The organism is Cryptosporangium minutisporangium (assembly GCF_039536245.1).
GTDB classification, from domain to species: domain Bacteria; phylum Actinomycetota; class Actinomycetes; order Mycobacteriales; family Cryptosporangiaceae; genus Cryptosporangium; species Cryptosporangium minutisporangium.
In genome coordinates, this window is the sequence record NZ_BAAAYN010000026.1 from 55,498 (window position 1) to 82,194 (window position 26,697).

The window sequence follows — 26,697 nt, forward strand, 5'->3', positions numbered from 1 at the left end:
AGCGGCCCTCGGCGGTAGTGCGAGTTACCGTGCGGTGAGCGCCATCGTGGTGGGAGCGATGGGAGCCGGGAGGAACGTCTCTCCGGCCAGGTGCTTGTCGACCGCGGCGGCCGCGGCGCGACCCTCCGCGATCGCCCAGACGATCAGCGACTGTCCCCGGCCGGCGTCGCCGGTGACGTACACACCGTCCGCCGTCGTCTTCCAGTTCGCGTCCCGCACCACACGACCCCGCTCGTCGATCTCGACGCCGAGCTCGTCGTAGAGCGGCCCCTTCTCGACGCCGACGAACCCCATCGCGAGGAACACGGCCTCGGCCGGGATCTCCCGGGTGCTGCCCTCGACCGGCACGAACCGCCCGCCCTCGGACACGACCTCGTGCAGGACGAGCCCCGTCACGTTGCCCTCGGCGTCCCCGACGAACTTCTCGGTGTTGACCGCGTAGACGCGGTCGCCACCCTCCTCGTGGGCGGAGGTGATCCGGTACAGCATCGGGTAGGTCGGCCACGGCATCGAGCCGGCCCGCGACGCCGGCGGCTGCGGCATGATCTCCAGCTGGGTGACGCTCTTCGCGCCTTGCCGGTGGGCGGTGCCGAGGCAGTCCGCCCCCGTGTCACCGCCGCCGATGATCACGACGTGCTTACCGCGGACGTCGACGTGGCCGGGCACGTCAGCCGGCGAGGCCCCGAGCGCCACCCGGTTGGCCGGCACCAGGTACTCCATCGCCGCGTAGATGCCCTTGAGCTCCCGGCCGGTAGCCGGCAGGTCACGCGGCACCGTCGAGCCGGTGGCCAGCACGATCGCGTCGAACTCGGCCTTCAGGTCCGCGACGGAGAGATCGGTCCCCACCGAGACGCCGGTGACGAAGCGAGTGCCCTCCGCCTCCATCTGCTCCAGGCGCCGGTCGATGTGCCACTTCTCCATCTTGAACTCGGGGATCCCGTAGCGGAGCAGACCACCGATCTTGTCGGCGCGCTCGTAAACGGTCACCTCGTGCCCGGCCCGGGTCAGCTGCTGAGCAGCCGCCAGCCCGGCCGGTCCGGAGCCGATCACCGCGACCTTCTTGCCGGACAGCTTCTCCGGCAGCTGCGGCGCGACCAGGCCCCGATCGAACGCGGTGAGGATCGTCTCGACCTCGATCTGCTTGATCGTCACCGGGTCGTCGGCGATACCGAGGACGCACGCCGCCTCACAGGGCGCCGGACAGAGCTTGCCGGTGAACTCCGGGAAGTTGTTCGTCGCGTGCAGCCGGTCGATCGCGAGCGACCACTGCCCGGTGCGGGCCAGGTCGTTCCACTCCGGGATGAGGTTTCCGAGCGGGCAGCCGTTGTGGCAGAACGGGATGCCGCAGTCCATGCACCGGGAAGCCTGCGTGCGCAGGTTGTTCTCGGGGAACTCCTCGTAGACCTCTTTCCAGTCCCGGATCCGGATGTCGACCGGACGCCGGGCGGGCAACTCCCGCCCGTGCTTGAGGAATCCGCTGGGATCAACCACGTGCCGCCTCCATGATCGCCTCGTCCACCGGACGGCCGGCGGCCTGGGCCTGACGAGTCGCTTCCAGGACCCGCTTGTAGTCGCGGGGCATGATCTTCGTGAACGACCGGACGTGCCGGTTCCAGTCGGACAGCAGCCCCTCGGCCACCGTCGACCCGGTCTCGTCCAGGTGCCGTCCGATCAGCGCGCGCAGCGTCGCGGCGTCGTCGGTCGAGAGCGTCTCGAGATCGACCATCCCGGTGTTGACCAGCACCGGGTCCAGGTCGAGCACGTACGCGATGCCGCCGGACATGCCGGCCGCGAAGTTCCTTCCGGTCGGGCCGAGCACCACGACCGTGCCACCGGTCATGTACTCGCACCCGTGGTCGCCGACGCCCTCGACGATCGCGGTCGCACCGGAGTTCCGGACGCAGAACCGCTCGCCGACCCGGCCGCGGAGGAAGACCTCGCCCGAGGTGGCGCCGTAGAGGATCGTGTTGCCGGCGATGACGTTCTCCTGCGGCACGAACGGCGCCTCGGGCGCCGGGCGCACGACGATCCGCCCGCCGGAGAGGCCCTTACCGACGTAGTCGTTGGCGTCGCCGAACAGCCGCAGGGTGATGCCGCGCGGCACGAACGCACCGAACGACTGCCCCGCCGAGCCGGTGAACGTCAGGTCGATCGTCCCGTCGGGCAGGCCCTCGCCGCCGTAGCGGCGGGTCACCATCGAGCCGAGCATGGTGCCGACCGTCCGGTTGACGTTGCGCACCGGGATCTCGAGCTTCACCGGCGAGCCGTCCAGCAGCGCACCCTCGCAGAGCTGGATGAGCGTGTTGTCCAGCGCCCGGTCGAGGCCGTGATCCTGCTCCACGATCTGCTTGCGCGACGCGCCGTCCGGCAGTTCGGGCACCGCGAAGATCGGCGAGAGGTCGAGTCCGTCGGCCTTCCACCGATCGATCGCGCCCGAGACGTCGAGGAGCTCGGCGTGGCCGACCGCCTCGTCGATCGAGCGGAAGCCCAGCTCGGCGAGGTACTGCCGGACCTCCTCCGCGATGTACTCGAAGAACGTGACGACGAACTCCGGCTTGCCGCTGAACTTCTCCCGCAGCACCGGGTTCTGCGTCGCCACGCCCACCGGGCAGGTGTCGAGGTGGCAGACGCGCATCATGATGCAGCCGCTGACCACCAGCGGAGCGGTCGCGAAACCGAACTCCTCGGCGCCGAGCAGCGCTCCGATCACCACGTCACGGCCGGTCTTGAGCTGGCCGTCGACCTGCACGACGATCCGGTCCCGCAGGTTGTTCAGCAGCAGCGTCTGCTGGGTCTCGGCCAGGCCGAGCTCCCACGGCGCCCCCGCGTGCTTGAGCGACGTCAGCGGCGCGGCACCGGTTCCGCCGTCGTGCCCGGAGATGAGGACGACGTCGGCGTGCGCCTTCGACACACCCGCCGCCACCGTGCCGACGCCGATCTCCGCGACCAGCTTCACGTGGACCCGCGCCGCGTCGTTCGCGTTCTTCAGGTCGTGGATGAGCTGTGCGAGGTCTTCGATCGAGTAGATGTCGTGGTGCGGCGGCGGCGAGATCAGGCCGACGCCGGGCGTCGAGTGCCGGGTCTTGGCGATCCACGGGTAGACCTTGTGGCCGGGCAGCTGGCCGCCCTCACCGGGCTTCGCGCCCTGCGCCATCTTGATCTGGATGTCATCGGCGTTCACCAGGTACTCGCTGGTGACGCCGAAGCGACCGCTGGCGACCTGCTTGATCGCGCTGCGCCGGGTCGGGTCGTAGAGCCGCTCGGCGTCCTCGCCGCCCTCACCGGTGTTCGACTTGCCACCGAGCTGGTTCATGGCGATCGCGAGGGTCTGGTGCGCCTCCATCGAGATCGAGCCGTAGCTCATCGCACCGGTGCTGAACCGCTTCACGATCTCCGAGACCGGCTCGACCTCCTCGATCGGCACCGGGGGCCGCTCGCCGGTCTTGAGCTTGAACAGCCCGCGCAGCGTGCCGGACTGGGCCGCCAGCTCGTCGACGGTCGAGGTGTACTTCTTGAAGACCTCGTACTGCCGGCTACGGGTGGAGTGCTGGAGCAGGAACACCGTCTCCGGGTTGAAGAGATGCACCTCGCCCTCACGGCGCCACTGGTACTCGCCGCCCACCTCGAGCCGACGGTAGGCGAGCTCGGTGACGTTCTCCGGCCAGGCCCGGCGGTGCCGCGCCTCGACCTCGGCCGCGATCGTCTCCAGCCCGATGCCGCCCAGGGTGGAGGTCGTCCCGGTGAAGTACTGGTCGACCAACTCCTGGGAGAGGCCGATCGCCTCGAACACCTGGGCGCCGGTGTAGGACGCGACCGTGGAGATGCCCATCTTCGACATCACCTTGAGGACACCCTTGCCGAGGCCCTTGACGTAGTTGCGGATCGCCTTCTGCGGGTCCATCCCGGCCAGCTCGCCGTTCGAGGTCATGTCCTCGATCGACTCGAACGCCAGGTAGGGGTTGACCGCGGAGGCGCCGAAGCCGAGCAGCAGCGCGATGTGGTGCACCTCGCGGGCGTCACCGGACTCGGCGATCAGACCGACCTGCGTCCGCGTCCGCTCCCGCACCAGATGGTGGTGCACAGCGGCGGTGAGCAGCAGCGACGGGATCGGGGCGAGGTCACGCGTCGAGTCGCGGTCGGAGAGCACGATCAGCCGCGCGCCGTCCTCGATCGCCTCGGAGACGTGCTGGAAGATCTGCTCGAGCCGGGCCTTCATGCCCGCCGCGCCGTCCTTCACGCGGTACAGGCCGGAGACGGTGACGGCCTGGAAGCCGGCCTTGTCGCCGTCGTCGTTGATGTGGACGATCTTCGCGAGCTCGTCGTTGTCGATCACCGGGAACGGCAGTTTGATCAGCCGGCTCGACGCCGGACCCGGCTCCAACAGGTTCTGCTCCGGGCCGATCATGTTGCTGACCGCGGTGACGATCTCTTCCCGGATCGCGTCCAGCGGCGGGTTGGTGACCTGGGCGAACAGCTGCTTGAAGTAGTCGAACAGCATCCGCGGCCGGTTGCTGAGCACGGCGATCGGGGTGTCGGTGCCCATCGAGCCGAGGCCCTCGCCTGCGGTGCGGGCGAGCGGGGTGATCAGGACCCGCAGGTCCTCCTCGGTGTAGCCGAACGTCTGCTGGCGCCGCTGCACGGACTCGTGGCCGTACGTGACGTGCTCGCGGTCGGGCAGGTCGGCGAGGTCCATCAGGCCCGCGTGCAGCCACTCGGTGTACGGCTCGGCGCCGGCCAGCTCGGCCTTGATCTCGTCGTCGGCCACGATCCGGCCGGCCTCGGTGTCGACGAGGAACATCCGGCCCGGCTGGAGGCGACCCTTCGCCACCACGTCGGCCGGATCGATGTCGAGGACACCGGCCTCGCTGGCGAGCACGACGAGGTCGTCCTTCGTCTTCCACCAACGCGCCGGGCGCAGGCCGTTGCGGTCGAGCACCGCGCCGATCAGCGTGCCGTCGGTGAAGCAGACCGCGGCCGGGCCGTCCCAGGCCTCCATCATGCACGCGTGGAACTGGTAGAACGCCTTCCGCGCGGGGTCCATCGCGGTGTTGTTCTCCCAGGCCTCCGGGATCATCATCAGCACCGCGTGCGGGAGCGAGCGGCCACCGAGGTGGAGCAGCTCGAGCACCTCGTCGAACGTCGCGGAGTCGCTGGCGCCCGGGGTACAGATCGGGAAGATGCGCTCGATGTCGCCGCCGAACAGCTCGGTCGTGTGCGGCGAGCGCAGCAGCGCCTCACGGGCCCGCATCCAGTTGCGGTTGCCCCGTACGGTGTTGATCTCGCCGTTGTGGGCGATGAACCGGTACGGGTGGGCCAGCGGCCAGGACGGGAACGTGTTCGTGGAGAACCGGGAGTGAACCAGCGCGATCGCGCTCTCCACCCGCGGGTCGAGCAGGTCCGGGAAGAACAGCGGCAGCTGGCTGGTGGTCAGCATGCCCTTGTACACCAGGGTGCGCGCGGACAGCGACGGGAAGTACACGGCGATGCCGGCTTCACGCGACTCGCGTTCGACGCGCTTGCGGATCACGAACGCGACCCGGTCCAGGTCGAGACCGGTGCGGGGCTGGGTGTCACCGACGACGCTGTCGGCGAAGAAGAACTGGGCGACGTGCGGCTCGACGGCACGGGCGGTGGGGCCGATGTCGGCGCCGTCGTTGTCGGTGGGGACCGTACGCCAGCCGAGCGGGGTCACGCCCTCCTCGACGGTGACCCGCTCGATCAGCTCGATCGCGCGGGCCCGGTCATCGGCGTCGGCGGGCAGGAACGTGTTACCGACGACGTAGGCGCCGGCCTCGGGGAGCGGGAATTCCACGACCTCCCGCAGGAAGGCGTGCGGGATCTGCAGCATCAAGCCGGCGCCGTCACCGGAGTTGGCCTCGGCACCGGCGGCACCGCGGTGGTCGAGGTTGGCCAGCGCGGTGATTCCCTGCTCGACGATCCGATGCGAGCGACGGCCCTTGGCGTCCACGACGAACGCGACACCACAGGCGTCGTGTTCGTTCGCGGGATCGTAGAGCCCCTGAGCCGGGGGGAGCGCAGAGAAATTCACGCGCGGGCTCCTTCCGTCGTCGGCCGCGCGGATCGGCTGGTTGCACGATCGGCGGGCAAAGGTCGAAGCGGGACGACGTCGGCCCAGGTTTCCTAGAGGTTACACATGTGGCGACCCGCCGGTAACATGTCCTGAAGTGAACAAGCTCACCGGCGCGGCGCGCAACGCCGTCCGGTAATGCAGTCACTTCCGGGCAAGTAGTCGGTCCAGGGCTCTGCGAGGCGACGGCCGGTCAGCGATCAACCGTTCCTGTCCGCCGCGAGCACGGACCTCCTATCAGCGATTTCCTCCCCCAACGAGACCTATTTCCCGGTATTCGCGCGCCCCCGGACGTTCCAGAACCGCCCTGGTCTCCCCGGATGAGGCTCTGTCGGGCCGGTCCGCGGGGCGCGATCCTTCTACTATGCCCGACGTCGGGCGCATAAACACCGATCCCGCGCACTGACCCCGCTGGTCCAGACCCCGGCGGGGCCCCGGGCCGGCGGCCGGGTGCGGAATCCGCACCCGGAGCCGCTCCTCGGTCAGTCCCGCTCAGGTTTCGGGTCGGTTTCGGCCTTCTCGGGGGACGCGACGCGCGTGGCCGCCGAAGCGTCGGCGCCCGTTCGCGCCTCCGCGGTCGTCCCGTCCGGCCCGTCGTCCGGGGTATCCGGGTCCGACGATTCGGCGTCCTCGGCCCGGACGTCCTTCGCTCGGACGTCCTCGGCGGTGCCGGAGTCCGGGTCGAGGACCGCCAGCCGGCCGTCCTCCTGCACCGCCAGCCGCTCCGGCCCTCCGCGGTGGGTGACGAACCAGAGCAACCCGCCGAGGAAGCACACCATCGCGGTCCACTCGTTCAACCGTAGCCCGAGGAGCTCGTGCGCTTCGTCGATCCGCAGGTGTTCGATCCAGGCCCGGCCGGCCGTGTACCCCATGACGTAGAGCGCGAAGACCCGGCCGTGCCCGAGCCGCCACTTCCGCTCGGCGACGATGAGCAGCACCGCCACCCCGATGCACCAGAGCGCCTCGTAGAGGAACGTCGGGTGGTAGGTGCCGGGCAGCTCGCCGACCGAGCGGCCGTCCGCCCCCATCGCGTGGACGCGCAGCCCCCACGGCAGCGTCGTCTCGCGCCCGTAGAGCTCGTTGTTGAACCAGTTGCCCAAGCGGCCGACCGCCTGGGCCAGGACGATGCCCGGCGCCACGACGTCGCCGAGGATGCGCAGCGGCAGCCCGATCCGGCGGCAGGCGATCCAGGCACCGAGCGCGCCACCGGCGATCGAGCCCCAGATACCGAGGCCGCCCTCCCAGATCTTGAACGCGTCCAGCGGCTGGCCGTCCGTGCCGAAGTAGTGATCCGGCGAGGTGATGACGTGGTAGATCCGCGCGCCGACGATGCCGAACGGCACCGCCCAGACCGCGATGTCGACGATCACCCCGGGCGGGCCGCCCCGTGCCCGGAGCCGCCGATCGGACACCCACACCGCGATGAGGACGCCGGCGAGAATGCACAGCGCGTACGCACGGAGCGGGAGTGGCCCGACGTGCCAGACGCTCGTGGTCGGGCTCGGGAGCGAAGCGAGGGTCACGCGCCCACGCTAAGCCATGTCGCCCAGGATGCTGAGCCCGGCTGGCACACTCGCGCCGAACGGGTGGGATCAGCGGCGGACCCACCGCACCAGAGCCGTCAGCCCACGCCACGTCGCGACCAGGAGACCGCCGAGGATCGCACCGCCCACGTTGAGGATCACGTCGTCGATATCGAACATTCGCCCGGCGATGTGGGTGAGCTGGACCAACTCGACACACGCGGACGCCGCCGCCGCCGCCAGCACCGCGGTGAGGACGCGCAGTCGCGGGAACGTGAGCGGGACGAGCAACCCGAACGGAACGAACAGCAGCGCGTTGCCGAGCACCTGGGCCAGCGAGCGCAGCGAACCGTCCTCCAGCGAGCGGTTGATCTCGGCGAACGGCGTGAAGTTGTCGCTGGCGGCGGCGCCGGCCGCGGCTTCGGGGTCACCGGGGCCGAGCGTGATCGCGGCCGCGATCGCGAGGTAGACGACGAGCAGCAGCAGCGGTCCGATCCGCAGGAACGGGCGTCGCTGCGGAGTCGCGGTCTTCGGCGGCGTGGGCTCGGCGGGGGTGGGCTTCGTCCGGGTCTTCCAGCGACTACCGGACTTGGTCGAGGGCGCGGCGAGGACCCGGGTCCGCAAGCGGTCGATCGCGCGGCTCGTCGAGGGGGTCGAGGGGGTGGAGGCCCAGCCGACGGCGGGCTCTGGCTTCGGGCGCGTCACGCTGGTCACGGAGGGACACTCCCCTCTGGACTGCGCTTTCACACACCGATTCCGCGCGCCACCGATCGGACCCGCGCGTAGCGCGCGTTGGTTCTGACCTGGAGCCCGCCGAGGACGAGGCTGACGGTCGAGCGAGCCGAGGCCGTGGCCTCGGGCTGCTGCCATGACGAGGCTCGCTCGCCTGTCAGGCTCGCCCCTCGGCGGGCCGTGCACTATCGGCGGCGCACTCCGGCGGCCAGATCGGCGGAGAGGGCCGCGATCGCGCGGAGGCCGGCCGCGCGGTCGTCCGCGTCGAGCAGGCACCGCACCAGAGCGGACCCGACGATCACCCCGTCGGCGTACCCGGCCACCTCGGCGGCCTGCGCCCCGTTCGAGACGCCGAGCCCGATGCCGATCGGTAGGTCGGTGGCCGCCCGGACCCGCTCCACCAGCGTCGGCGCCGCCGCGCTCGTCGACTCCCGAGCCCCGGTGACCCCCATGACGGCAGTGGCGTAGACGAACCCGCGGCACACCGCGACCGTCGAGGCGATCCGTGCCGTGGTCGACGACGGCGCGACCAGGAACACCCGGTCGAGTCCGTGCGCCTCGGACGCGGTGAGCCACGGCTCGGCCTCGTCCGGGATCAGGTCCGGCGTGATCAGCCCGGCCCCACCCGCGTTCGCCAAATCCGCGGCGAACCGCTCCACCCCGTATCGCTCGACCGGGTTCCAGTACGTCATCACCAGCGCCGGTGCGCCCGCCGACGCGACCGCCTCGACGGCCTTGAAGACGTCCTTCACCCGGACGCCGCCGCGCAGCGCCTGCTCGGCGGCGGCCTGGATCGTCGGCCCGTCCATCACCGGGTCGGAGTAGGGCACGCCGACCTCGACGACGTCGACCCCGGCGTCCACCATCGCCTTCATCGCGTCCAGCGACCCCGGGACGTCGGGGAACCCGACCGGCAGATAACCGACCAGCACACCGCGGCCGTCGGCCTTGGCCTTCGCGAACACCTCGGAGACGCTCATCTCAGCGGCCCTCGCTGCTCTCGACGTCCTGCTCGTCCAGGTATCCGAACCACCGACCCGCGGTGGCCACGTCCTTGTCACCGCGCCCGGAGAGGTTCACCAGGATCGTCGCGTCGGGGCCGAGGTCCTTGGCGATCCGCAGCGCACCGGCGAGCGCGTGCGAGCTCTCGATCGCCGGGATGATGCCCTCGGTGCGGCAGAGCAGGCGGAACGCTTCCATCGCCTCGGCATCGGTGACCGGCTGGTAGTTCACCCGGCCGCTGTCGTGCAGGTACGCGTGCTCCGGCCCGACGCCCGGGTAGTCCAGGCCGGCCGAGATCGAGTGCGACTCGATGGTCTGGCCGTCCTCGTCCTGCAGGACGTACGAGCGGGCACCGTGCAGGACGCCCGGCGCGCCGCCGGTCAGCGTCGCCGCGTGCCGTCCGGTGTCGACGCCGTCGCCGCCGGCCTCGAAGCCGAACAGCTTGACGTCGGCGTCGGGAAGGAAGGCGTGGAAGATGCCGATCGCGTTCGACCCGCCGCCGACGCACGCGCAGACGGCGGTGGGCAGCCGGCCCGCGAGCGCCAGCGTCTGCTCGCGCGCCTCCTCACCGATGATCTTCTGGAAATCGCGGACGATCACCGGGAACGGGTGCGGACCCCCGACCGAGCCGATGAGGTAATGCGTGGTGTCGACGTTCGTGACCCAGTCGCGGAACGCCTCGTTCATCGCGTCCTTGAGGGTCCGGCTGCCGGATTTGACCGGGACGACCGTCGAGCCGAGCAACTCCATCCGGGCGACGTTGAGCGCCTGGCGCTCGGTGTCGACCTCGCCCATGTAGACGGTGCACTCGAGGCCGAACAGCGCCGCCGCGGTGGCCGAGGCGACGCCGTGCTGGCCGGCACCGGTCTCGGCGATGATGCGCTTCTTGCCCATCCGGCGGGTGAGCAGCGCCTGGCCGAGGACGTTGTTCACCTTGTGCGCGCCGGTGTGGTTCAGGTCTTCCCGCTTGAGCAGGATGCGGGCGCCGGCGACCTCGGAGAACCGAGTCGCGTCGTACAGCCGGCTGGGCCGTCCGGCGTAGTCGTCGAGCAGGCGGGTCAGCTCGGCGCGGAACTCCGGGTCGGACTGGGCCTTCGTGTACTCGGCGTCGAGCTCGTCCAGGGCGGCAATCAGGGCTTCCGGGACGAATCGACCACCGAAGGGGCCAAAGTGTCCAGTTTTGTCAGGCAGAACGGTCATGGTGAGCTAAATCCTTCGGGAACGAACGGCGTGGGCGGACGACCTCAGCCGCGACGCCATCGTCTCCCGTCGGGACGTGCCCTGTCGTCCCCCGTGCGGTACGTGGTGGCCATCGGCTCAGCGAGGGCTGCGCGGGGTAGCCGGGTGCGATCCCGCGGTCACCAGGTCGGCCACGGCCTGACGCGGGCTCCGGTCGGTGACCAGGCCCTCGCCGACCAGCACCGCGTCGGCCCCGGCCGCGGCGTACGAGATCAGGTCGTGCGGGCCGCGGACCCCCGACTCGGCGATCTTGACGACCTGCGACGGCAGGCCGGGCGCGATCCGCTCGAAGACCGACCGGTCGACGTCGAGCGTCCGCAGATCACGGGCGTTGACGCCGATCACCCGGGCGCCGGCCTCCAGCGCGCGGTCGGCCTCCTGCTCGGTGTGGACCTCGACCAGCGCGGTCATGCCCAGCGACTCGACGCGCTCGAGCAGCCCCATCAGGACGTTCTGCTCCAGCGCGGCGACGATCAGCAGCACCAGGTCGGCGCCGTGCGCACGGGCCTCGTGCACCTGATACGTCGAGATGATGAAGTCTTTGCGCAGCACCGGAACCTCGACGGCCGCGCGGACCGCGTCCAGGTCTGCCAGCGAACCGCCGAAGCGGCGCTCTTCGGTGAGGACGCTGATGCACCGGGCTCCCCCGGCCTCGTAGTCACTCGCCAGTGCGGCGGGGTCGGGAATGTCAGCGATCGCACCGCGGGACGGCGAGGCTCGCTTCACTTCCGCGATCACGCCGACGCCGGGCGCACGCAACGCCGCCCAGGCGTCCCGTGCCGGCCGGGCCGCGGCAGCAAGCTCCTTGACCCGTTCGAACGGGACGCGGCTCTCGCGGTCGGCGAGGTCGGCTCGGACCCCGACCAGAATCTCGTCCAGCGCGCTCGTCATGCGGCTCCATCCCGTGGTGCCATGGCGGAATCGTAACGAGAGTGCCAGACCGGATGGATCCGGGGTGACTCCGGGTGCCCTTTACACGGCTCACCGCCGTACAAATCCCCCAATTCACAGCAGATTCCGGGGCGTTGCCGACGGATCGTTGGAGCTGCCCCTGCTGCCGAGCGGTCCATGGATCAGGCTCTCATCGGGTGGGGTCGTCACCGCGGTCGAGGGCGTCCCACAGCGCGGTGGGTGGCGCATCCGGGCCGACCGCGGCGGGTGCTTTCGCCCGCGGGGACGGGGCGTCGTACCGCGCGCCCATCGCGGCCCAGCCGCGTCCGCGGGCCAGCGCCACGACGCCGGCCGCGAGCACGAGCGCCCCACCGGCGACGCAGAGCAGCGGCCACCCGAACGTGCTGTCGCCGGTCAGACCGCGCACGCCACCGACGGCCGTCGCGATCCCGGCGAGGCCCAGCAGGACCGCGACCGCGAGCCGGCCGCGGCCACGGGTGGCCAGCAGCGCCAGCCCGCCCGCGGCCCCCACCAGCGCCGCGGCCGCCGCCCACGGCACGAGGTCGCGCCCGGTGGTGTGGACGGTCTCCGGCGGCAGCGGTGCGACGCGTTCCACGGTGGCCGACGCCCACACCCGGCCGGTCGCGAAGTACCCGGCGGCCCCTCCGGCGACCGCGGTCAGCACCGCGACCGTCAGCCCTCGCCGCGGCGCGCCCGCGCCCCGGCCACCGGCCGGATCGGACGGGGCCGGTGGGTCGGACGGGTCCGCGGGGTCGGGACCGCTCATCGGGCGGCCCGGAGCGTCTCGGCGGTCGCGATCGCCGACAGCACCGCGGCCGCCTTGTTCTGCGACTCGCGCTCCTCGGCGAGCGGATCGGAGTCGGCCACCACACCGCCGCCGGCCTGTACGTACGCGGTTCCGTCGCGCATCAGCGCGGTGCGAATCGCGATCGCCATGTCGAGGTTGCCCGCGAAGTCGAGGTACCCGACCGTGCCGCCGTAGAGACCCCGCCGAGTGGGCTCCAGCGAATCGATGATCTCCATCGCCCGCACCTTCGGCGCCCCGGTGAGCGTCCCGGCGGGGAACGTCGCGGTCAGCACGTCGAACGCGGAACGTCCGGCGGAGATCTCCCCCACCACCGTCGACACGATGTGCATGACGTGGCTGTAGCGCTCGATCTCCATGAAGTCGACCACGTCGACGGTGCCGGGCCGGCAGACCCGGCCGAGGTCGTTGCGTCCGAGGTCGACGAGCATGACGTGCTCGGACCGCTCCTTCGGGTCGGCGATCAGCTCGGCCGCCAACCGGGCGTCCTCCTCCGGCGTGCCGCCCCGCCAGCGGGTACCGGCGATCGGGTGCAGCAACGCCCGGCCGTCGGCGACCTTGACGTGCGCCTCCGGCGACGAGCCGACGATGTCGAACCCGTCGAACCGCAGCAGGTACATGTACGGGCTGGGGTTGGTGGCGCGCAGCACCCGGTAGACGTCGAGCGGGTCGGCCTCGGTCGTCACCTCGAACCGCTGGCTGGGGACGATCTGGAAGCACTCGCCGGCCCGGATCGCCTCCTTCGCGATCTCGACGGCCTTCGGGTAGTCGCCCTCGGGCATCCGGCTGCGGAACTGGCCGACCCGTACCGGGTTCATCGTCGAGACGCTGTGCGGCGTCGGCCGGGACAGCGCGGTCGTCATCGACTCCAACCGGCCGACCGCCCGGAAGTAGGCCTCGTTCACCTCGTCCGACGAGGCCTCGGCGGGCACGATCGCGTTGGCGATCAGCAGCAGCGAGCCGTCGGTGTGGTCGAGCGCGGCGAGGTCGGTCGCGAGCATCATGCCCAGCTCGGGCAGTTCCAGGTCGTCGATGCCGCTGCTCGGCAGCTTCTCGATCCGCCGGACGATGTCGTAGGCCAGGTAACCGACCATCCCACCGGTCAGCGTCGGGAGGCCGGGAAGCACCGGCGACGCCAGCGCCTGCACGACCTCGCCCAGCGCGGCCAGCGGGTCGCCGTCGACCGGAAGCCCCGGCGGCGGGTCGCCGAGCCAGTGCGCCTGGCCGTCGCGGCTGGTCAACGTCGCGACGCTGCGTACCCCGACGAACGAGTAGCGCGACCAGACGCCCCCGTGTTCGGCGGACTCGAGCAGGAACGTGCCCGGTCCACCGGCCAACTTGCGGTAGAGCCCGACCGGGGTCTCGCCGTCGGCGAGCAGGCGTCGGGTCACCGGGACCACCCGCCGGTCGCGGACCAGGCGGGCGAACTCGTCGCGGTCGGGGCTGAACGTGCCGTCGGTGCCAGTAGTCACCGCCCTATTGTGGCCGACGTGGGCCCTCACAGCAGCCGGGTAACTGCCTGCGAGCCGGGTAACCCCCTGGGCGGAACGTCGGAGAGGAGCCGGAGTGAGCGACCTCGGTGAGGGAATGTTCGACGGCCTGCTGCACGACTCCCACCGGTGCCATCCCGAGGACCTGATCGATCTGATCGCCGAGCACGCGGCACCGGTCGGGCTGCACGATCCAGCGCTCTACCTGGCCGACCTGCAGCAGGTGAACCTGGTGCGGGTGCCGCGCGGCCGGATTCGCGGCCCGATCCGGCCGGACGAACGGCTACCCGTCGACACGACGTCGATCGGGCGAGTCTTCCGGCGGAACCAGGTGCGTACCGTGGGAATCGAGGACGGCCGCTGCCAGATGTGGCTCCCGCTGCTGGACGGCAGTGAGCGCCTCGGGGTGTTACGGCTCACCGTGGACGCCGACGCACGGCACCGGCTCGATCCGGTGATCGCCCGCCGGGCCCGGCGGCTGGCGTCGCTGGTCGCGCTGCTGGTCGTCAGCAAACGCGCGTACAGCGACACGCTGGTCGAGCTGACCCGGCGGGACGACATGAGCCTCTCCGCCGAGATGCAGTGGGGCTTGCTGCCGCCGTTGACGTTCTCGACCGAGCGGATCGTGGTCACCGGGGCGCTGGAGCCGGCCTACCAGGTGGCCGGTGACACGTTCGACTACGGCGTCGTCGACGACGGCGTCCACCTGGCGTTGTTCGACGCGGCCGGGCACGACCTGAACTCGGCCGTCGTGGTCGGGCTGGCCGCGGCGGCGTACCGGCAGGGACGCCGGGCCGGCCTCGGGCTGGTGGAGCTGGGCGACGCGATCGACCGCGCCGTCGAGGCGCGGTTCGGGCCGCCGGAGCTGGTCACCGGCGTCCTGGCGCACTTCGACGCGGGCAGCGGACGGCTGCAGTGGGTGCTGCGCGGCCACCCGCCGCCCGTCCTGATCCGGGACGGCAAGTGGGTGAAGACGCTCTGGCTCAAGCCGGGGTTGCCGATGGGGGTCGGGGTCCTGCGGCCGACCGAACTCGGATCGGTGCAGCTGGAGCCCGGCGACCGGCTGCTCTTCTACACCGACGGCGTCACCGAGGCACGCGACGAAGACGGCGCCGAATTCGGCCTGGACCGGCTGGTCGACTTCGTGATCCGGCGGGACGCCGACGCGCTGCCCGCCCCGGAGACGCTGCGCCGCCTGATCCGGACGATCCTGGACCACCAGCACGGACACTTGCAGGACGACGCAACCGTGCTACTCGTCGAGTGGTGCCGCTAGCAGAACCTTCGCGTCGAAGCAGGTGCGGTCGCCGGTGTGGCAGGCCGCGCCCTCCTGGTCGACGCCGACGAGCAGCGTGTCGCCGTCGCAGTCGAGCGCGACCGACCGCACCCACTGGCGGTGCCCAGAGGTCTCGCCCTTGACCCAGTACTCACCCCGGCTGCGCGACCAGTAGGTGGCGCGACCGGTGGTGAGGGTGCGGTGCAGCGCCTCGTCGTCCATCCAGCCGACCATCAGCACCTCGCCCGTGTCGTGCTGCTGGACCACCGCCGTCACCAGGCCGTCGGCGTCGCGCTTGAGCTGCGCGGCGATCTCCGGGTCGAGCTGCGAGGGACGGGCAGGTGCGGTCATCCCTCCAGTCTAAAGATTCACTCCGGCCATCCCGCGCGCGTCGTAGCGCTGGCCGGCCACAGCCTCTCGCGGAACAGCGTGGGAGAGGGCCTCGACCTGCGCGGGCGTCAGCACCAGATCGGCCGCCGCCGCGTTCTCCCCCAGCCGGTGCACCTTGCGGGTGCCGGGGATGGGCACCACGTCGTCACCCTGCGCGAGTAGCCACGCCAGTGCCGCCTGGGCGGGTGTGCAGCCGATCTCCTTCGCCACGTCGGCGACGGCCCGCACCAGCACGGCGTTCCGGTCGAGGTTGCCGTCCGCGAACCGCGGGTTGCTGCGACGGAAGTCGTCCGGCGCGAGCTGGTCGAGCGAGGTGACCGCTCCGGTCAGCGCACCACGCCCGAGCGGCGAGTACGGCACGAGTCCGACGCCGAGCTCGCGGGCGACCGGGACGACGTCGTCCTCCAGATCGCGGGTCCAGAGCGACCACTCGCTCTGGACGGCCGCGATCGGGTGCACGGCCTGTGCCCTGCGCAGCGTCTCGCCGTTCACTTCGGACAGCCCCAGGTACCGCACCTTGCCCTCGGCCACCAGCGAAGCCATCGCGCCGACGGCCTCCTCGATCGGCACGGCCGGGTCGCGTCGGTGCAGGTAGTACAGGTCGACGTGGTCGGTGCCGAGCCGCTGCAGCGACGCGTCGATCGCCTGGCGGATCCACTCCGGATCGTTCCGGACCCGGCGGCTGCCGTCGGCATCCGTGGTGATCCCGAACTTGGTGGCGAGCTGCACGGCGTCGCGGTGCTCGGCGAGCACGGTCGCCAGCAGGCGTTCGTTGGCGCCGAAGCCGTACATGTCGCTGGTGTCCCAGAACGTCACGCCGAGCTCGATCGCCCGGCGCAGAGTCGCCACCGATTCGGCCTCGTCGCTCGCGCCGTAGAACGCGCTCATGCCCATGCAGCCGAGGCCGAGGGTGGAGACCTCCAGGCCGTCCCGGCCGAGCATGCGGTGCTTCACGCTGATTCCTCCTCATGAGGTGCGGCGGCGGCCAGCCGCCGCTGATACGTCTCGATCTTGCGGTCGATGAGCGCCAGGTCGGCGGTGAGCTCGGCGAGCCGGGCGGCGACCTCGATCCGGTGGTTCTGGAGCAGGTCCAGCCGGTCCTCCTCGCCCCGCCCGGACCGCACCAACTCCGCGTAGCGCAGCATTCCGGCGATCGGCAGCCCGGTGGCCCGCAGGCGGGTCAGCAGGAGCAGCCACTCGACTTGCTTCGCGGTGTACCGGCGATGCCCGGCGGCATCCCGCGGCACGTCCCAGATCAGACCGACCCGTTCGTAGTACCGCAGCGTGTGCCCGGTCAGCCCGGTCTTGTCGGCGGCCTCCCGCACGGTGAGCCCTGGCGTCATGCGTTCACCCTCCTCCTTCGAGCGCGCTCTAAGTCAAGCCGACCCTTGCGGGCGAGTGCGTATTTCCACTACCGTTGAATTCAACACCTGATGATTTCTAGGAGGCCCTCATGGAGGCGGCGATAGCGGTCCGCGACCTCGTCGTCGACCGCGGCAAGCGTCGCGTGCTGCATGGCGTCAGCTTCACCACGTCGCCCGGCACGGTGGTCGGCCTGCTCGGCCCCAGCGGCTGCGGAAAAACCACGTTCATGCGTTGCCTGGTGGGCGTGCAGAAGATCGGGTCCGGCACGGTCACCGTGCTCGGCCAGCCCGCCGGCAGCGCTTCCCTGCGCCACCGGGTGGGCTACCTCACCCAGGCCCCGTCCGTCTACGCCGACCTGACCGTCCGGCAGAACGCGCGGTACTTCGCCAGCGTGCTCGGCGTCAGCGGAACCGCCGCCGACCAAGCGATCGTCGACGTCGGCCTCGCAACCCACGCCGACCAGCTCGTCGGTGCGCTCTCCGGCGGCCAGCACGCCCGCGCCTCGCTCGCCTGTGCGCTGCTCAGCCGCCCCGAGGTCCTCGTCCTGGACGAACCGACCGTCGGTCAGGATCCGGTGCTCCGGGAGGAGCTGTGGGCACAGTTCCACGCGCTCGCCCGAGCGGGAACCACGCTCGTCGTGTCCAGCCACGTGATGGACGAGGCCGGTCGGTGCGACCGTCTGCTGCTCATGCGCGACGGCCGCTTCGTCGCCGACGACCCACCCGCGGCGTTGCGTGCGGCCACCGGAACCGACGACCTGGAAGAGGCGTTCCTCCGGATCATCCGGCAGAGCGCAGCCGCTGCGGCACCCTCGGAGGTGGTGTGATGTCCAGCGACCTGGCGACCGCCGCGCCGGTTCGGCAGTCCCGCCCGTCCTGGCGGCTGCTGTCCGCCCGGACCACCGCGGTCACGGCGAGGAGGGTGCTCACCCAGCTCGTCCGTGACCGGCGCACGGTCGCGATGATCCTGGTCGTGCCGAGCGTCCTGATGGTGCTGCTCCGGTACGTCTTCGACGATCAGCTGGTGTTCGACCGGATCGCACCGGCGCTGCTCGGCGTCTTCCCCTTCGTCATGATGTTCCTGCTGACCAGCGTGGCGATGCTGCGTGAACGGACGTCCGGCACGCTCGAGCGTCTGCTCACCACGCCGATGGCCAAGGCCGACCTCCTGCTCGGCTACGGCATCGCGTTCGCGATCGCCGCCACCGCCCAGGCGAGCGTCGCGTGCGCGACCGCCTACTGGTTGCTCGATCTGACGACCGCGGGCCCCGTGTGGCTGTTGCTGGTCGTCGCAGTGGCGGACGCGATCCTCGGCATGGCGCTGGGTCTCTGGGCGAGCGCGTTCGCCAAGACCGAGTTCCAGGCCGTGCAGTTCATGCCGGCGATCGTCCTGCCCCAGGTGCTGCTGTGCGGGCTGCTCACCCCGCGCGAGGCGATGGCCGGGTGGCTGGAGGCGATCAGTAACGTATTGCCGATGAGTTACGCCGTCGATGCTCTCAACGAAGTGAAGAGCAACCCCGAAGTGACCGCCGCACTCGTCGGCGACCTCGCCGTCGTCGTCGGCGCGACGGTCGCGGCGCTGGCACTCGGAGCAGCGACGTTGCGGCGGCGGACCGCCTGACGTGGCACGAACCGGACGACGACCGGGCGGCGGCTCGGGGACGCAGCAAGCGATCCTCGACGCCGCCCGGACGGCGTTCACCGAATTCGGGTACGACGGTGCGACGATCCGCGGGATCGCCGGGAAGGCCGGGGTCGACCCCGCCCTCGTGCACCACTACTTCGGGACGAAGGAGCACCTCTTCGTCGCCGCGATGGAGCTGCCGTTCGAGCCGTCGGTGCTCCTCCCGACGCTGCTCGAACCGGGCCTCGACGGCCTCGGCGAGCGGTTGGTCCGGATGCTGCTGTCGATCTGGGACGGCATGGGCGAGCAGAACCCGTTCGCCGCGCTGCTGCGGAGCGCGATGACGCACGAGCGGGCCGCCGCGATGTTCCGCGAGTTCGCGACCAGCGCGATCTTCTCCACCGTCGTGAAGGCGATCGACGCCGACCGCCCGGAGCTGCGAACCGGCATGGTCGCCTCGCAGATCGCCGGGCTGGTGATGACGAGGTACCTGCTCAAGCTGCCCGCGATGGTCGAAGCCACTCCGGACGAGCTCGTCGCCGGCATCGGCCCGACTCTCCAGCGCTACTTGACCGAGCCGCTGAATTTGCCGACCGGCTAGTCCCCCGGCGCCTACGCTCGGGTCATGCCGACGATCGCGCAGTCCGAGCGTGCCGCCCTCGCCGACCTGTTCGAGGCGATCGGCCCGGACGCACCGACGCTCTGCTCCGGCTGGACGACCGCGGACCTCGCCGCGCACCTGGTCGTCCGCGAGCGACGTCCGGACAGTGCGCCCGGTATCCGCGTGGCCGCTCTCGCCGGATGGACCGAGCGCGTCCGGCTGGGCGCCCTGCGCGACCGCGGGTACGAGGGCCTGATCACCGATCTGCGCTCCGGCCCACCCCGGTGGAGCCCGTTCGGGCTCCCCGGCGTCGACGGGCTCGCCAACTCGGTGGAGATGTTCGTGCACCACGAGGACGTCCGGCGGGCCCAGGACGGCTGGGAACCGCGTCCGTTGCCGGCCGGCGCCCAGAAAGCACTGTGGCGGACGCTCGGCACGGCCCGGATGCTGCTCCGCTCCGCACCGTCCGGCGTGACGCTGGCCGCACCCGGATTCGGCGAGCGCGTGGCCAAGCCCGGCGAGCCGATGGTCGTGGTGACCGGCGAGCCGGGCGAACTCGTGCTGTTCTGCTTCGGTAGGCAGGACCACAGCCGGGTGACGATCGAGGGCGACGCCGCGGCGGCTGAACGCCTCCGCACCACCGACCTCGGCATCTGACTCGATGTGGGTGGTGTGACGTCCCGCGACGGGCGAGAAAACGCCGTTCATCCGAATAGCTGCTGGTAACGTGCCGGTCTGGTACCGGCGATCCGGGGGGTTCGCCGGAGCCGCCGCGGGGCCCCGTGCACACGGACGCTACCGTCGCCCCGCGGTTACCCGAGGTCTCCGCGGGCGTGCGACGCGCCGCTGACCGGAGCCTCGCGGTCCCGTCATGAGGAGAGGACCTTCAGATGCACCCCGGTGACCGTTCCCGGCCGACCGCGCCCGGCACGGACGCCCCGCCTCCGTGGCGGCAATCGCCTGCCACGTCCAACGGGTCCGACCCGGCGGGGCAGTCGGCCGAAGAGGTCGTCGATAACCTCTGGGCGGCCCTCCAACGGAGCAAAGGACAGGAGTCTCGAGTGCAGTCAGACGTCGACACGAGCGACCGGGCCGGGGACGGTGCGCGTACCACGCCTCCGGCGACGCCCGCTCCGCGGGCACCGGGCGCACCCGCGAGCGCGACGCCGCCCGGATCCGGCGCGTCGTCGAGCACGACGAGCACGCCGAGCTCCCCGACCGGCGCCCCCGCGACCGGCGCGTCCACCAGCGGTAGCCCCGCCACCGGCGCACCTGCCACCCCCGCCAGTGGTGCTCCGGCGACCAGTGCGCCCGCACCCGCCACCGGTTCGCCTGCGACGCCCGGCGCCGCCACCACGCCGAACTCCACGTTCGGTGGCGGCAGCGCCACCAGCACCGAGAGCAGCACCGCCGGCCTGGTGCCCGCAGCGCGGCCGGCCGGCGGCGGGCGCTCCGGGCTGAACGGCGGCCGGGACGGTGCGGCGCCCGCGGCGCGGCCGGACGTCCAGCCGCTACTGGACGCCGAGTACGCGGCGACCGTCCGCGAGCGCTGGTTCGGCGTTCAGTCGGCGTTCGTCGACGACCCGGAGAGCGCGGTGCGGGAAGCCAGCGTCGTGCTGGAAGACTCGATCGCGGCGATCGGGCGGGGCCTGGAGAAGCTCCGTCGGTCGGTCACCGATTCGGCCGAGGCCGCCGAAGGCACCGAAGACCTCCGCGTGGCCTTGCTGCGCCACCGAGAAGTAATAGGCCGCCTCCTGCAGCTCTGAGGACGCCCATTTACGTCGAATCCGCCTCCACGGCCGCCGTGGAAACGGTTTTGGCGTAAATCAGCGGGGTCAAGCTGNGACCGGGGCGCCGGACGCGCGGAGGGTGGCCTTCACCTCGCCGATCGTGAGGTCGCCGAAGTGGAAGACGCTCGCGGCGAGCACCGCGTCGGCGCCGGCCGCCACCGCGGGCGGGAAGTGCTCCAGCGTCCCCGCACCGCCGCTGGCGATCACCGGCACGTCCACCACGGCTCGCACCGCGGTGATCAACGGCAGGTCGTACCCGTCCTTGGTCCCGTCGCCGTCCATCGAGTTGAGCAGGATCTCGCCGACCCCGTACTCCTGGCCGCGCGCCGCCCACTCCACCGCGTCGATGCCGGTGCCCCGGCGTCCGCCGTGCGTCGTCACCTCGAAACCGCTCGGCGTCGGCGGCCCGTCGACCACGCGCCGCGCGTCCACCGAGAGCACGACGCACTGCGAACCGAACCGCTCGGCGGCCTCCCGCAGCAGTTCCGGACGGGAGATCGCCGCGGTGTTGATCCCGACCTTGTCCGCACCGGCGCGGAGCAACGCGTCGACGTCCGCGGTGGTGCGGACCCCGCCGCCGACGGTCAGCGGGATGAACACCGTCTCGGCGGTGCGGCGCACCACGTCGTAGGTGGTCTCCCGGCCCGAGGAGGACGCGGTGATGTCGAGAAACGTCAGCTCGTCGGCGCCGGCCGCGTCGTACGCCCGGGCCAGCTCCACCGGGTCACCGGCGTCCCGCAGCCGGGTGAAGTTGACGCCCTTCACCACCCGGCCCTTGTCGACGTCGAGGCACGGGATGACGCGTACCGCGACGGTCACTCCGCCACCGCCGCGAGCGCCTCGGGCAGCGTGAAGGCCCCCGCGTACAGCGCCTTGCCGACGATCGCGCCCTCGACGCCGAGCGGGACCAGCGTGGCCAGCTCCCGCAGGTCGTCCAGGGTGGACACTCCACCGGACGCGATCACCGGCCGGTCGGTGGCCGCGCACACCTGCTTCAACAGCTCCACGTTCGGGCCGGTGAGCGTGCCGTCCCGACGCACGTCGGTGACCACGTAGCGGGCGCAGCCCTCGGCGTCCAGCCGGGCCAGCACCTCGAACAGCTCGCCGCCGTCCTTGGTCCAGCCGCGAGCGGCCAGCGTGGTGCCCCGGACGTCGAGCCCGACCGCGATCCGGTCACCGTGCTCGGCGATCGCCTTGGCGCACCACTCCGGGTCCTCCAGCGCGGCCGTACCGATGTTCACCCGGGTGCACCCGGTGGCCAGCGCGGCCCGCAGCGACGCGTCGTCGCGGATTCCGCCGGAGAGCTCCACCTGGACGTCGAGCGCCTTGACCACGTCGGCCAGCTGCGCGGCGTTGGATCCACGTCCGAACGCCGCGTCCAGGTCCACCAGGTGGATCCACTCCGCGCCGTCACGCTGCCAGGTGAGCGCGGCCTCCAGCGGGTCCCCGTACGAGGTCTCGCTGCCCGCCTCCCCCTGCACCAACCGGACCGCCTGGCCATCAGCGACGTCGACGGCGGGAAGCAGCTCGAGCCTAGTCATGATCGGTGCACACTCCGGGAGTAATCGGTTCGAGTCAGGGCGAGCAGGACAGGGGCCAGGAGTAACGCGAGCACGGCTGCGCCGATCCGCAGGGCCCAGGAGTCGATCGTGACGAACACGATCACGAGCGCGACGAGGAGGCCCATCACGATCGCCGCCACCTGGGCGCGGTCACGACGAGTCCGCAGCTTGCCGGTACGGCCACGGCGGAACAGGCCACGACGGCGAGGTTCCGCGGGGTGAATGCCCGCCACTCGCCGAACCGCACGCCACGGGGCGGTGAGGATCGCTCTCCGGCGGGCGCGCCGCTCGGCTTCGCGACGGAGGCGTTCGGCCTCGGCTTCGCGGGCAGCGCGGGCCAGCGCCCGCGCACGGCTGGTCATCGCACGCCTCCGACGGGAGCCGCACCGGATCGGGAAGTCGTCATGTCAGTGCCCGTACCCAGTTCCCCAGCACCGCAGCACCGGCGTCCCCGGACTTCTCCGGGTGGAACTGGGTCGCCGCGACCGGGCCACGCTCGATCGCGGCGAGGAACGGCTCGTCGTGGGTCGCGGTGGTCAGCACACCGTCGATGCCGGTCGCCGGTGCCGCGTACGAGTGGACGAAGTAGAACCGCTCCCCCTCCACGCCGCGGAACAGCGCGGAACCCTCGCCCACCGCGACCGTGTTCCACCCCATGTGCGGGATACGCTCCGCGGTCAGCCGGGTGACGCCGCCGGGGAAGACGCCGAGCCCGTGGGTACGCACACCGTGCTCGACGCCGTACTCGAACAGCACCTGCATGCCGACGCAGATCCCGAGCACCGGCCGCCCGTCCGCCACCCGTGCGTGGACGACGTCCTGCGCCCCGAGCTTCTCGATCCCGGCCATGCAGGCGGCGTACGCACCGACGCCGGGCACCACCAGCCCGTCGGCCTCCGCGGCGGCGTCCAGGTCGGGTGTGACCGTGACGTCGGCGCCGGCGCGGACCAGGGCCCGCTCGGCGGACCGGAGATTGCCCGACCCGTAGTCGAGCACGACGACGCGCGGGCTCATCCGGACAGCCGTCCCTTCGTCGACGGGATCCCCGTGACCCGGGGATCGAACGCGGTGGCGTCCCGCAGCGCGCGGGCCACGGCCTTGAACTGCGACTCCGCGATGTGATGCGGGTCGCGGCCGGAGCGGACCAGCACGTGCAGCGCGATCGACGCGTTGTGGGTGAACGCCTCCCAGATGTGGCGCACCAGCGTGCCCGGGAACGCGGTGCCGATCATGGCCACCTCCATCACGGCGGGCTCCTCGTGCACCAGGTACGGACGGCCGGCGAGGTCGACGGCGACCTGAACCAGCGCCTCGTCCAGCGGCACCAGCGCATCGCCGAACCGCCGGATGCCTGCCTTGTCACCGAGCGCCTGGTTGAACGCCTGGCCCAGCGCGATCGCGGTGTCCTCCACCGTGTGGTGGGCGTCGATGTGCAGGTCACCGACGGTCTGCACGGTCAGGTCGAAACCGCCGTGCTTGCCGAGCTGGTTCAGCATGTGGTCGTAGAACCCGACGCCGGTGGAGATGTCACACTTCCCCGACCCGTCGAGGTCGATCTCGACGAGCACCTTGGACTCGCCGGTGACCCGTTCGATCCGTCCGGTGCGGCTCATGCTGGTTTCTGCTCCTTGTCGCGAAGGGCGGCGTCGAGGGCCGCGAGGAACGCGTCGGTCTCGGCCGGGGTTCCCGCGGTCACGCGGAGGTAGCCGGGTAGCCCGACGTCCCGGATCAGCACCCCTTCGTCCAAGACCCGCCGCCAGACCGTCTTCTGATCGCCGACGCCGCCGAACAGCACGAAGTTCGCGTCGCTCGGCACCACGTCGAGGCCCCGGGCGGTCAGCTCGTCGACGATCCGGTCGCGCTGCTGCTTGATCGCCTCGACGGTCGCCAGCAGCGCGTCCGCGTGGGCGAGCGCGGCCCTGGCGGCGGCCTGGGTGAGCGCGGAGAGGTGGTACGGCAGACGCACCAAGCGGACCGCGTCGATCACGGCAGGATCCGCGGCCAGGTAACCGAGCCGGGCACCCGCCAGCGCGAACGCCTTGCTCATCGTTCGGGTGACCACCAACCGCGGGCTCGCGCCGAGCCGGCTCAACGCGCTCGGCGTGCCCGGCCGGGCGAACTCGGCGTACGCCTCGTCGACCACGACCATGCCGCGGGACTCGGCGAGCACCGCATCCACGACGTCGAGGCCGAGCGCGGTGCCGGTCGGGTTGTTCGGCGAGCAGAGGAACACGATGTCCGGATCGTGCTTCCGGACGTCCGCGGCGGCGTTCTCGGCGTCCACCGAGAAGTCCGCCTTCCGCCGCCCGTCGACCCAGGCGGTGCCGGTGCCGGTGGCCAGGATCGGGTGCATCGAGTACGCGGGCGTGAACCCCAGCGCGGTGCGTCCGGGGCCGCCGAACACCTGCAGCAGTTGCTGCAGGACCTCGTTCGAGCCGTTCGCGGCCCAGAGGTTGTGCACGGTCAGCCCGTGACCGACGTAGCGGGCGAGGCCGTCGCGGAGCGCGACCGCCTCCCGGTCGGGGTACCGATTGAGACCGGCCGCCTCGGCCCGGACCGCGGCCACGATCGCCTCGACGACCTGCTCGGGCACCGGGTAGGAGTTCTCGTTCGTGTTCAGCGCGACCGGAACGTCCAGCTGCGGTGCGCCGTAGGGCTCGGAGCCGCGCAGCTCGTCGCGGATCGGGAGGTCGGCGAGGGTCACGAGACGATCGGCCCACCGCCCGTCGGGACCGGGCGCGGGCAGCGTCGGCGCGCTCACTTCGGGGACCCGGCCTGGCTCGGACCGCCGGCCGTCGCCACCTCGGGGCGGCTCCCGAACCGTGCTCGGACAGCGGCCCCGTGCGCGGGGAGGTCCTCGGCGTCGGCGAGCGTGGTGACGTGATCGGCCACCTCGCGCAGCGCCTCCTCGGTGTACTCCACCACGTGGATGCCGCGGAGGAACGTCTGCACGGACAGGCCGGACGAGTGCCGCGCGCAGCCGCCGGTGGGCAGCACGTGGTTGGACCCGGCGCAGTAATCGCCGAGCGACACCGGCGACCACGCGCCGACGAAGATCGCCCCGGCGTTGCGCACCCGGGCCGCGACCGCACGGGCGTCGGCCGTCTGGATCTCCAGGTGCTCGGCCGCGTAGGCGTCCACCACCCGCAGACCCTGCTCCAGGTCGTCCACGAGCACGATGCCCGACTGCGGTCCGGACAGCGCGGCCTGCACGCGCTCGACGTGCTTGGTGACCGCGACCTGCCGCACGACCTCCGCGTCCACCGCGTCCGCCAGGGCCGTGGACGCCGTCACCAGCACCGAGGCGGCCGCCGGGTCGTGTTCGGCCTGGCTGATCAGGTCGGCGGCGACGTGCACCGGGTCGGCGGTGTCGTCGGCGAGCACCGCGATCTCGGTGGTGCCGGCCTCGGAGTCGATACCGATGACGCCGCGCAGCAGCCGCTTCGCGGCGGTGACCCAGATGTTGCCGGGCCCGGTCACGACGTCGACCGGCTCCACCGGGCCGGCTGCCCCCTCGGATCCGCTCAGCCCGGCCTCGGCCAGCCCGTACGCGAAGACCGCGATCGCCTGCGCACCGCCGACCGCGTAGACCTCGTCGACGCCGAGCAGCGCGCACGCCGCCAGGATCGTCGGGTGCGGAAGGCCACCGAACTCCTTCTGCGGCGGCGACGCGACAGCCAGCGACGGCACGCCCGCCTCCTGCGCCGGAACCACGTTCATCACGACGCTCGACGGGTAGACCGCGAGCCCACCCGGGACGTAGAGCCCGACCCGGCCGACCGGGACGAAGCGCTCGGTCACGGTGCCGCCGGGGACGACCCGGGTCGTGACGTCGGTGCGGCGCTGGTCGGCGTGGACGAGCCGGGCGCGGCGGATCGACTCCCGCAGTGCGTCCCGGACCGCGTCGTCGAGCCCGGCCTCCGCGGCCGCGATGGCCTCGGCCGGCACCCGCACCCCGGTCGCCTCCACACCGTCGAACCGCCGGGTGGCGTCGAGTACGGCCGGCAGACCCTGATGCGCGACCGCCTCCACCACCGGACGGACTTGCGCTACTGCGGAGTCCACGTCGAGGGCGGCGCGGGGCAGCACGCCCCGCAGGTCGGCAGCGGAACGGCTCGCCGCGCTGCCGCGCGCATCGGCAGCAGAGCTGCGGAGGTCGATTCGGGTCAGCACGGCTACGAGTCTACGGAGCGCACCGACCGGTTTCCCGCCGTGGTTGTGCTGCTCTCGTGAACACAGAGACCCGATCAATACTTTCCGCCACCTCAGGGCAGCACAGTGTGGTAACCGACGCAGCGT

The 26,697-nt window shown here is 71.6% G+C and carries 25 protein-coding genes; 6 read left to right on the forward strand and 19 right to left on the reverse strand.

Annotation, left to right across the window (positions count from 1 at the left end; translation table 11 throughout):
- Positions 1-24: 24 nt before the first annotated feature.
- The 9 genes from ABEB28_RS20805 to ABEB28_RS20845 all read right to left on the reverse strand — a co-directional run bounded on the left by ABEB28_RS20805 (position 25) and on the right by ABEB28_RS20845 (position 13,773).
- Entirely contained in the window at positions 25-1,491 is a 1,467-nt protein-coding gene (locus ABEB28_RS20805) for a glutamate synthase subunit beta (RefSeq protein ID WP_345729827.1), read from the reverse strand.
- Positions 1,484-6,049 (reverse strand): glutamate synthase large subunit, encoded by a 4,566-nt coding sequence (gene gltB, locus ABEB28_RS20810; RefSeq protein WP_345729828.1) that lies wholly within the window; start codon positions 6,047-6,049, stop codon positions 1,484-1,486. The genes ABEB28_RS20805 and gltB overlap by 8 nt, the downstream gene beginning before the upstream one ends.
- A 521-nt stretch (positions 6,050-6,570) precedes the next feature.
- Positions 6,571-7,611 carry a prolipoprotein diacylglyceryl transferase gene (gene lgt, locus ABEB28_RS20815; protein ID WP_345729829.1) on the reverse strand — a complete coding sequence of 347 codons (1,041 nt, stop codon included), beginning with the start codon at positions 7,609-7,611 and terminating at the stop codon, positions 6,571-6,573.
- Positions 7,612-7,680: 69 nt separating this feature from the next.
- Complete coding sequence (locus tag ABEB28_RS20820) at positions 7,681-8,325, reverse strand: VanZ family protein (protein ID WP_345729830.1); 645 nt, start codon at positions 8,323-8,325, stop codon at positions 7,681-7,683.
- A gap of 203 nt (positions 8,326-8,528) precedes the next feature.
- Positions 8,529-9,323 (reverse strand): tryptophan synthase subunit alpha, encoded by a 795-nt coding sequence (trpA, locus tag ABEB28_RS20825; RefSeq protein WP_345729831.1) that lies wholly within the window; start codon positions 9,321-9,323, stop codon positions 8,529-8,531.
- Between the two features lies 1 nt (position 9,324).
- Complete coding sequence (gene trpB, locus ABEB28_RS20830; RefSeq protein ID WP_345729832.1) at positions 9,325-10,545, reverse strand: tryptophan synthase subunit beta; 1,221 nt, start codon at positions 10,543-10,545, stop codon at positions 9,325-9,327.
- A gap of 117 nt (positions 10,546-10,662) precedes the next feature.
- A complete protein-coding gene (gene trpC, locus ABEB28_RS20835) occupies positions 10,663-11,475 on the reverse strand; it encodes an indole-3-glycerol phosphate synthase TrpC (protein ID WP_345729833.1) in 813 nt (270 codons plus the stop codon).
- Between the two features lie 190 nt (positions 11,476-11,665).
- Positions 11,666-12,262, reverse strand: coding sequence for a Trp biosynthesis-associated membrane protein (locus ABEB28_RS20840; RefSeq protein ID WP_345729834.1), 597 nt, complete (start codon positions 12,260-12,262; stop codon positions 11,666-11,668).
- Positions 12,259-13,773: an anthranilate synthase component I gene (locus tag ABEB28_RS20845; RefSeq protein ID WP_345729835.1), complete on the reverse strand. Its 1,515-nt coding sequence runs from the start codon at positions 13,771-13,773 to the stop codon at positions 12,259-12,261. Before ABEB28_RS20845 ends, ABEB28_RS20840 begins: the two co-directional genes overlap by 4 nt.
- Positions 13,774-13,867: 94 nt before the next feature.
- Between ABEB28_RS20845 and ABEB28_RS20850 the strand changes: the two genes are divergently transcribed.
- Entirely contained in the window at positions 13,868-15,067 is a 1,200-nt protein-coding gene (locus tag ABEB28_RS20850) for a PP2C family protein-serine/threonine phosphatase (protein ID WP_345729836.1), read from the forward strand.
- Here the strand turns inward: ABEB28_RS20850 and hisI are convergent.
- From hisI to ABEB28_RS20865, 3 genes are read right to left on the reverse strand one after another with little or no spacing between them, the layout of a single operon-like run.
- Positions 15,044-15,418, reverse strand: a complete 375-nt coding sequence (gene hisI, locus ABEB28_RS20855; protein WP_345729837.1) for a phosphoribosyl-AMP cyclohydrolase — start codon at positions 15,416-15,418, stop codon at positions 15,044-15,046. The genes ABEB28_RS20850 and hisI overlap by 24 nt on opposite strands.
- Before the next feature lie 9 nt (positions 15,419-15,427).
- Positions 15,428-16,411 (reverse strand): aldo/keto reductase, encoded by a 984-nt coding sequence (locus tag ABEB28_RS20860; protein WP_345729838.1) that lies wholly within the window; start codon positions 16,409-16,411, stop codon positions 15,428-15,430.
- Positions 16,408-16,800, reverse strand: coding sequence for a MerR family transcriptional regulator (locus ABEB28_RS20865; protein ID WP_345729839.1), 393 nt, complete (start codon positions 16,798-16,800; stop codon positions 16,408-16,410). The genes ABEB28_RS20860 and ABEB28_RS20865 overlap by 4 nt, the downstream gene beginning before the upstream one ends.
- A gap of 110 nt (positions 16,801-16,910) precedes the next feature.
- Between ABEB28_RS20865 and ABEB28_RS20870 the strand changes: the two genes are divergently transcribed.
- The 5 genes from ABEB28_RS20870 (at position 16,911) to ABEB28_RS20890 (ending at position 20,812) form a co-directional block, all read left to right on the forward strand.
- On the forward strand, positions 16,911-17,648 hold the full coding sequence (locus tag ABEB28_RS20870; protein WP_345729840.1) for an ABC transporter ATP-binding protein: 738 nt from the start codon (positions 16,911-16,913) through the stop codon (positions 17,646-17,648).
- 59 nt (positions 17,649-17,707) lie between these two features.
- Positions 17,708-18,442, forward strand: a complete 735-nt coding sequence (locus tag ABEB28_RS20875) for an ABC transporter permease (RefSeq protein ID WP_345729926.1) — start codon at positions 17,708-17,710, stop codon at positions 18,440-18,442.
- A gap of 1 nt (position 18,443) precedes the next feature.
- Entirely contained in the window at positions 18,444-19,046 is a 603-nt protein-coding gene (locus ABEB28_RS20880; RefSeq protein WP_345729841.1) for a TetR/AcrR family transcriptional regulator, read from the forward strand.
- 24 nt (positions 19,047-19,070) lie between these two features.
- Positions 19,071-19,703, forward strand: a complete 633-nt coding sequence (locus ABEB28_RS20885; protein ID WP_345729842.1) for a TIGR03085 family metal-binding protein — start codon at positions 19,071-19,073, stop codon at positions 19,701-19,703.
- 404 nt (positions 19,704-20,107) lie between these two features.
- Positions 20,108-20,812, forward strand: coding sequence for a hypothetical protein (locus ABEB28_RS20890; RefSeq protein WP_345729843.1), 705 nt, complete (start codon positions 20,108-20,110; stop codon positions 20,810-20,812).
- A gap of 69 nt (positions 20,813-20,881) precedes the next feature.
- Here the strand turns inward: ABEB28_RS20890 and hisF are convergent, their stop codons facing one another.
- Genes hisF through hisD form a run of 7 tightly spaced genes read right to left on the reverse strand, consistent with a single transcriptional unit; the run spans position 20,882 to position 26,571 of the window.
- Entirely contained in the window at positions 20,882-21,655 is a 774-nt protein-coding gene (gene hisF, locus ABEB28_RS20895) for an imidazole glycerol phosphate synthase subunit HisF (protein ID WP_345729844.1), read from the reverse strand.
- Entirely contained in the window at positions 21,652-22,377 is a 726-nt protein-coding gene (priA, locus tag ABEB28_RS20900; protein WP_345729845.1) for a bifunctional 1-(5-phosphoribosyl)-5-((5-phosphoribosylamino)methylideneamino)imidazole-4-carboxamide isomerase/phosphoribosylanthranilate isomerase PriA, read from the reverse strand. Before priA ends, hisF begins: the two co-directional genes overlap by 4 nt.
- Positions 22,374-22,760, reverse strand: coding sequence for a hypothetical protein (locus tag ABEB28_RS20905; RefSeq protein ID WP_345729846.1), 387 nt, complete (start codon positions 22,758-22,760; stop codon positions 22,374-22,376). Before ABEB28_RS20905 ends, priA begins: the two co-directional genes overlap by 4 nt.
- Positions 22,761-22,800: 40 nt before the next feature.
- On the reverse strand, positions 22,801-23,412 hold the full coding sequence (gene hisH / locus ABEB28_RS20910; RefSeq protein WP_345729847.1) for an imidazole glycerol phosphate synthase subunit HisH: 612 nt from the start codon (positions 23,410-23,412) through the stop codon (positions 22,801-22,803).
- Complete coding sequence (gene hisB / locus ABEB28_RS20915) at positions 23,409-24,011, reverse strand: imidazoleglycerol-phosphate dehydratase HisB (RefSeq protein ID WP_345729848.1); 603 nt, start codon at positions 24,009-24,011, stop codon at positions 23,409-23,411. Before hisB ends, hisH begins: the two co-directional genes overlap by 4 nt.
- Positions 24,008-25,102, reverse strand: a complete 1,095-nt coding sequence (locus tag ABEB28_RS20920) for a histidinol-phosphate transaminase (protein ID WP_376981147.1) — start codon at positions 25,100-25,102, stop codon at positions 24,008-24,010. Before ABEB28_RS20920 ends, hisB begins: the two co-directional genes overlap by 4 nt.
- A gap of 53 nt (positions 25,103-25,155) precedes the next feature.
- A complete protein-coding gene (gene hisD / locus ABEB28_RS20925; protein WP_376981141.1) occupies positions 25,156-26,571 on the reverse strand; it encodes a histidinol dehydrogenase in 1,416 nt (471 codons plus the stop codon).
- Positions 26,572-26,697: the final 126 nt, after the last annotated feature.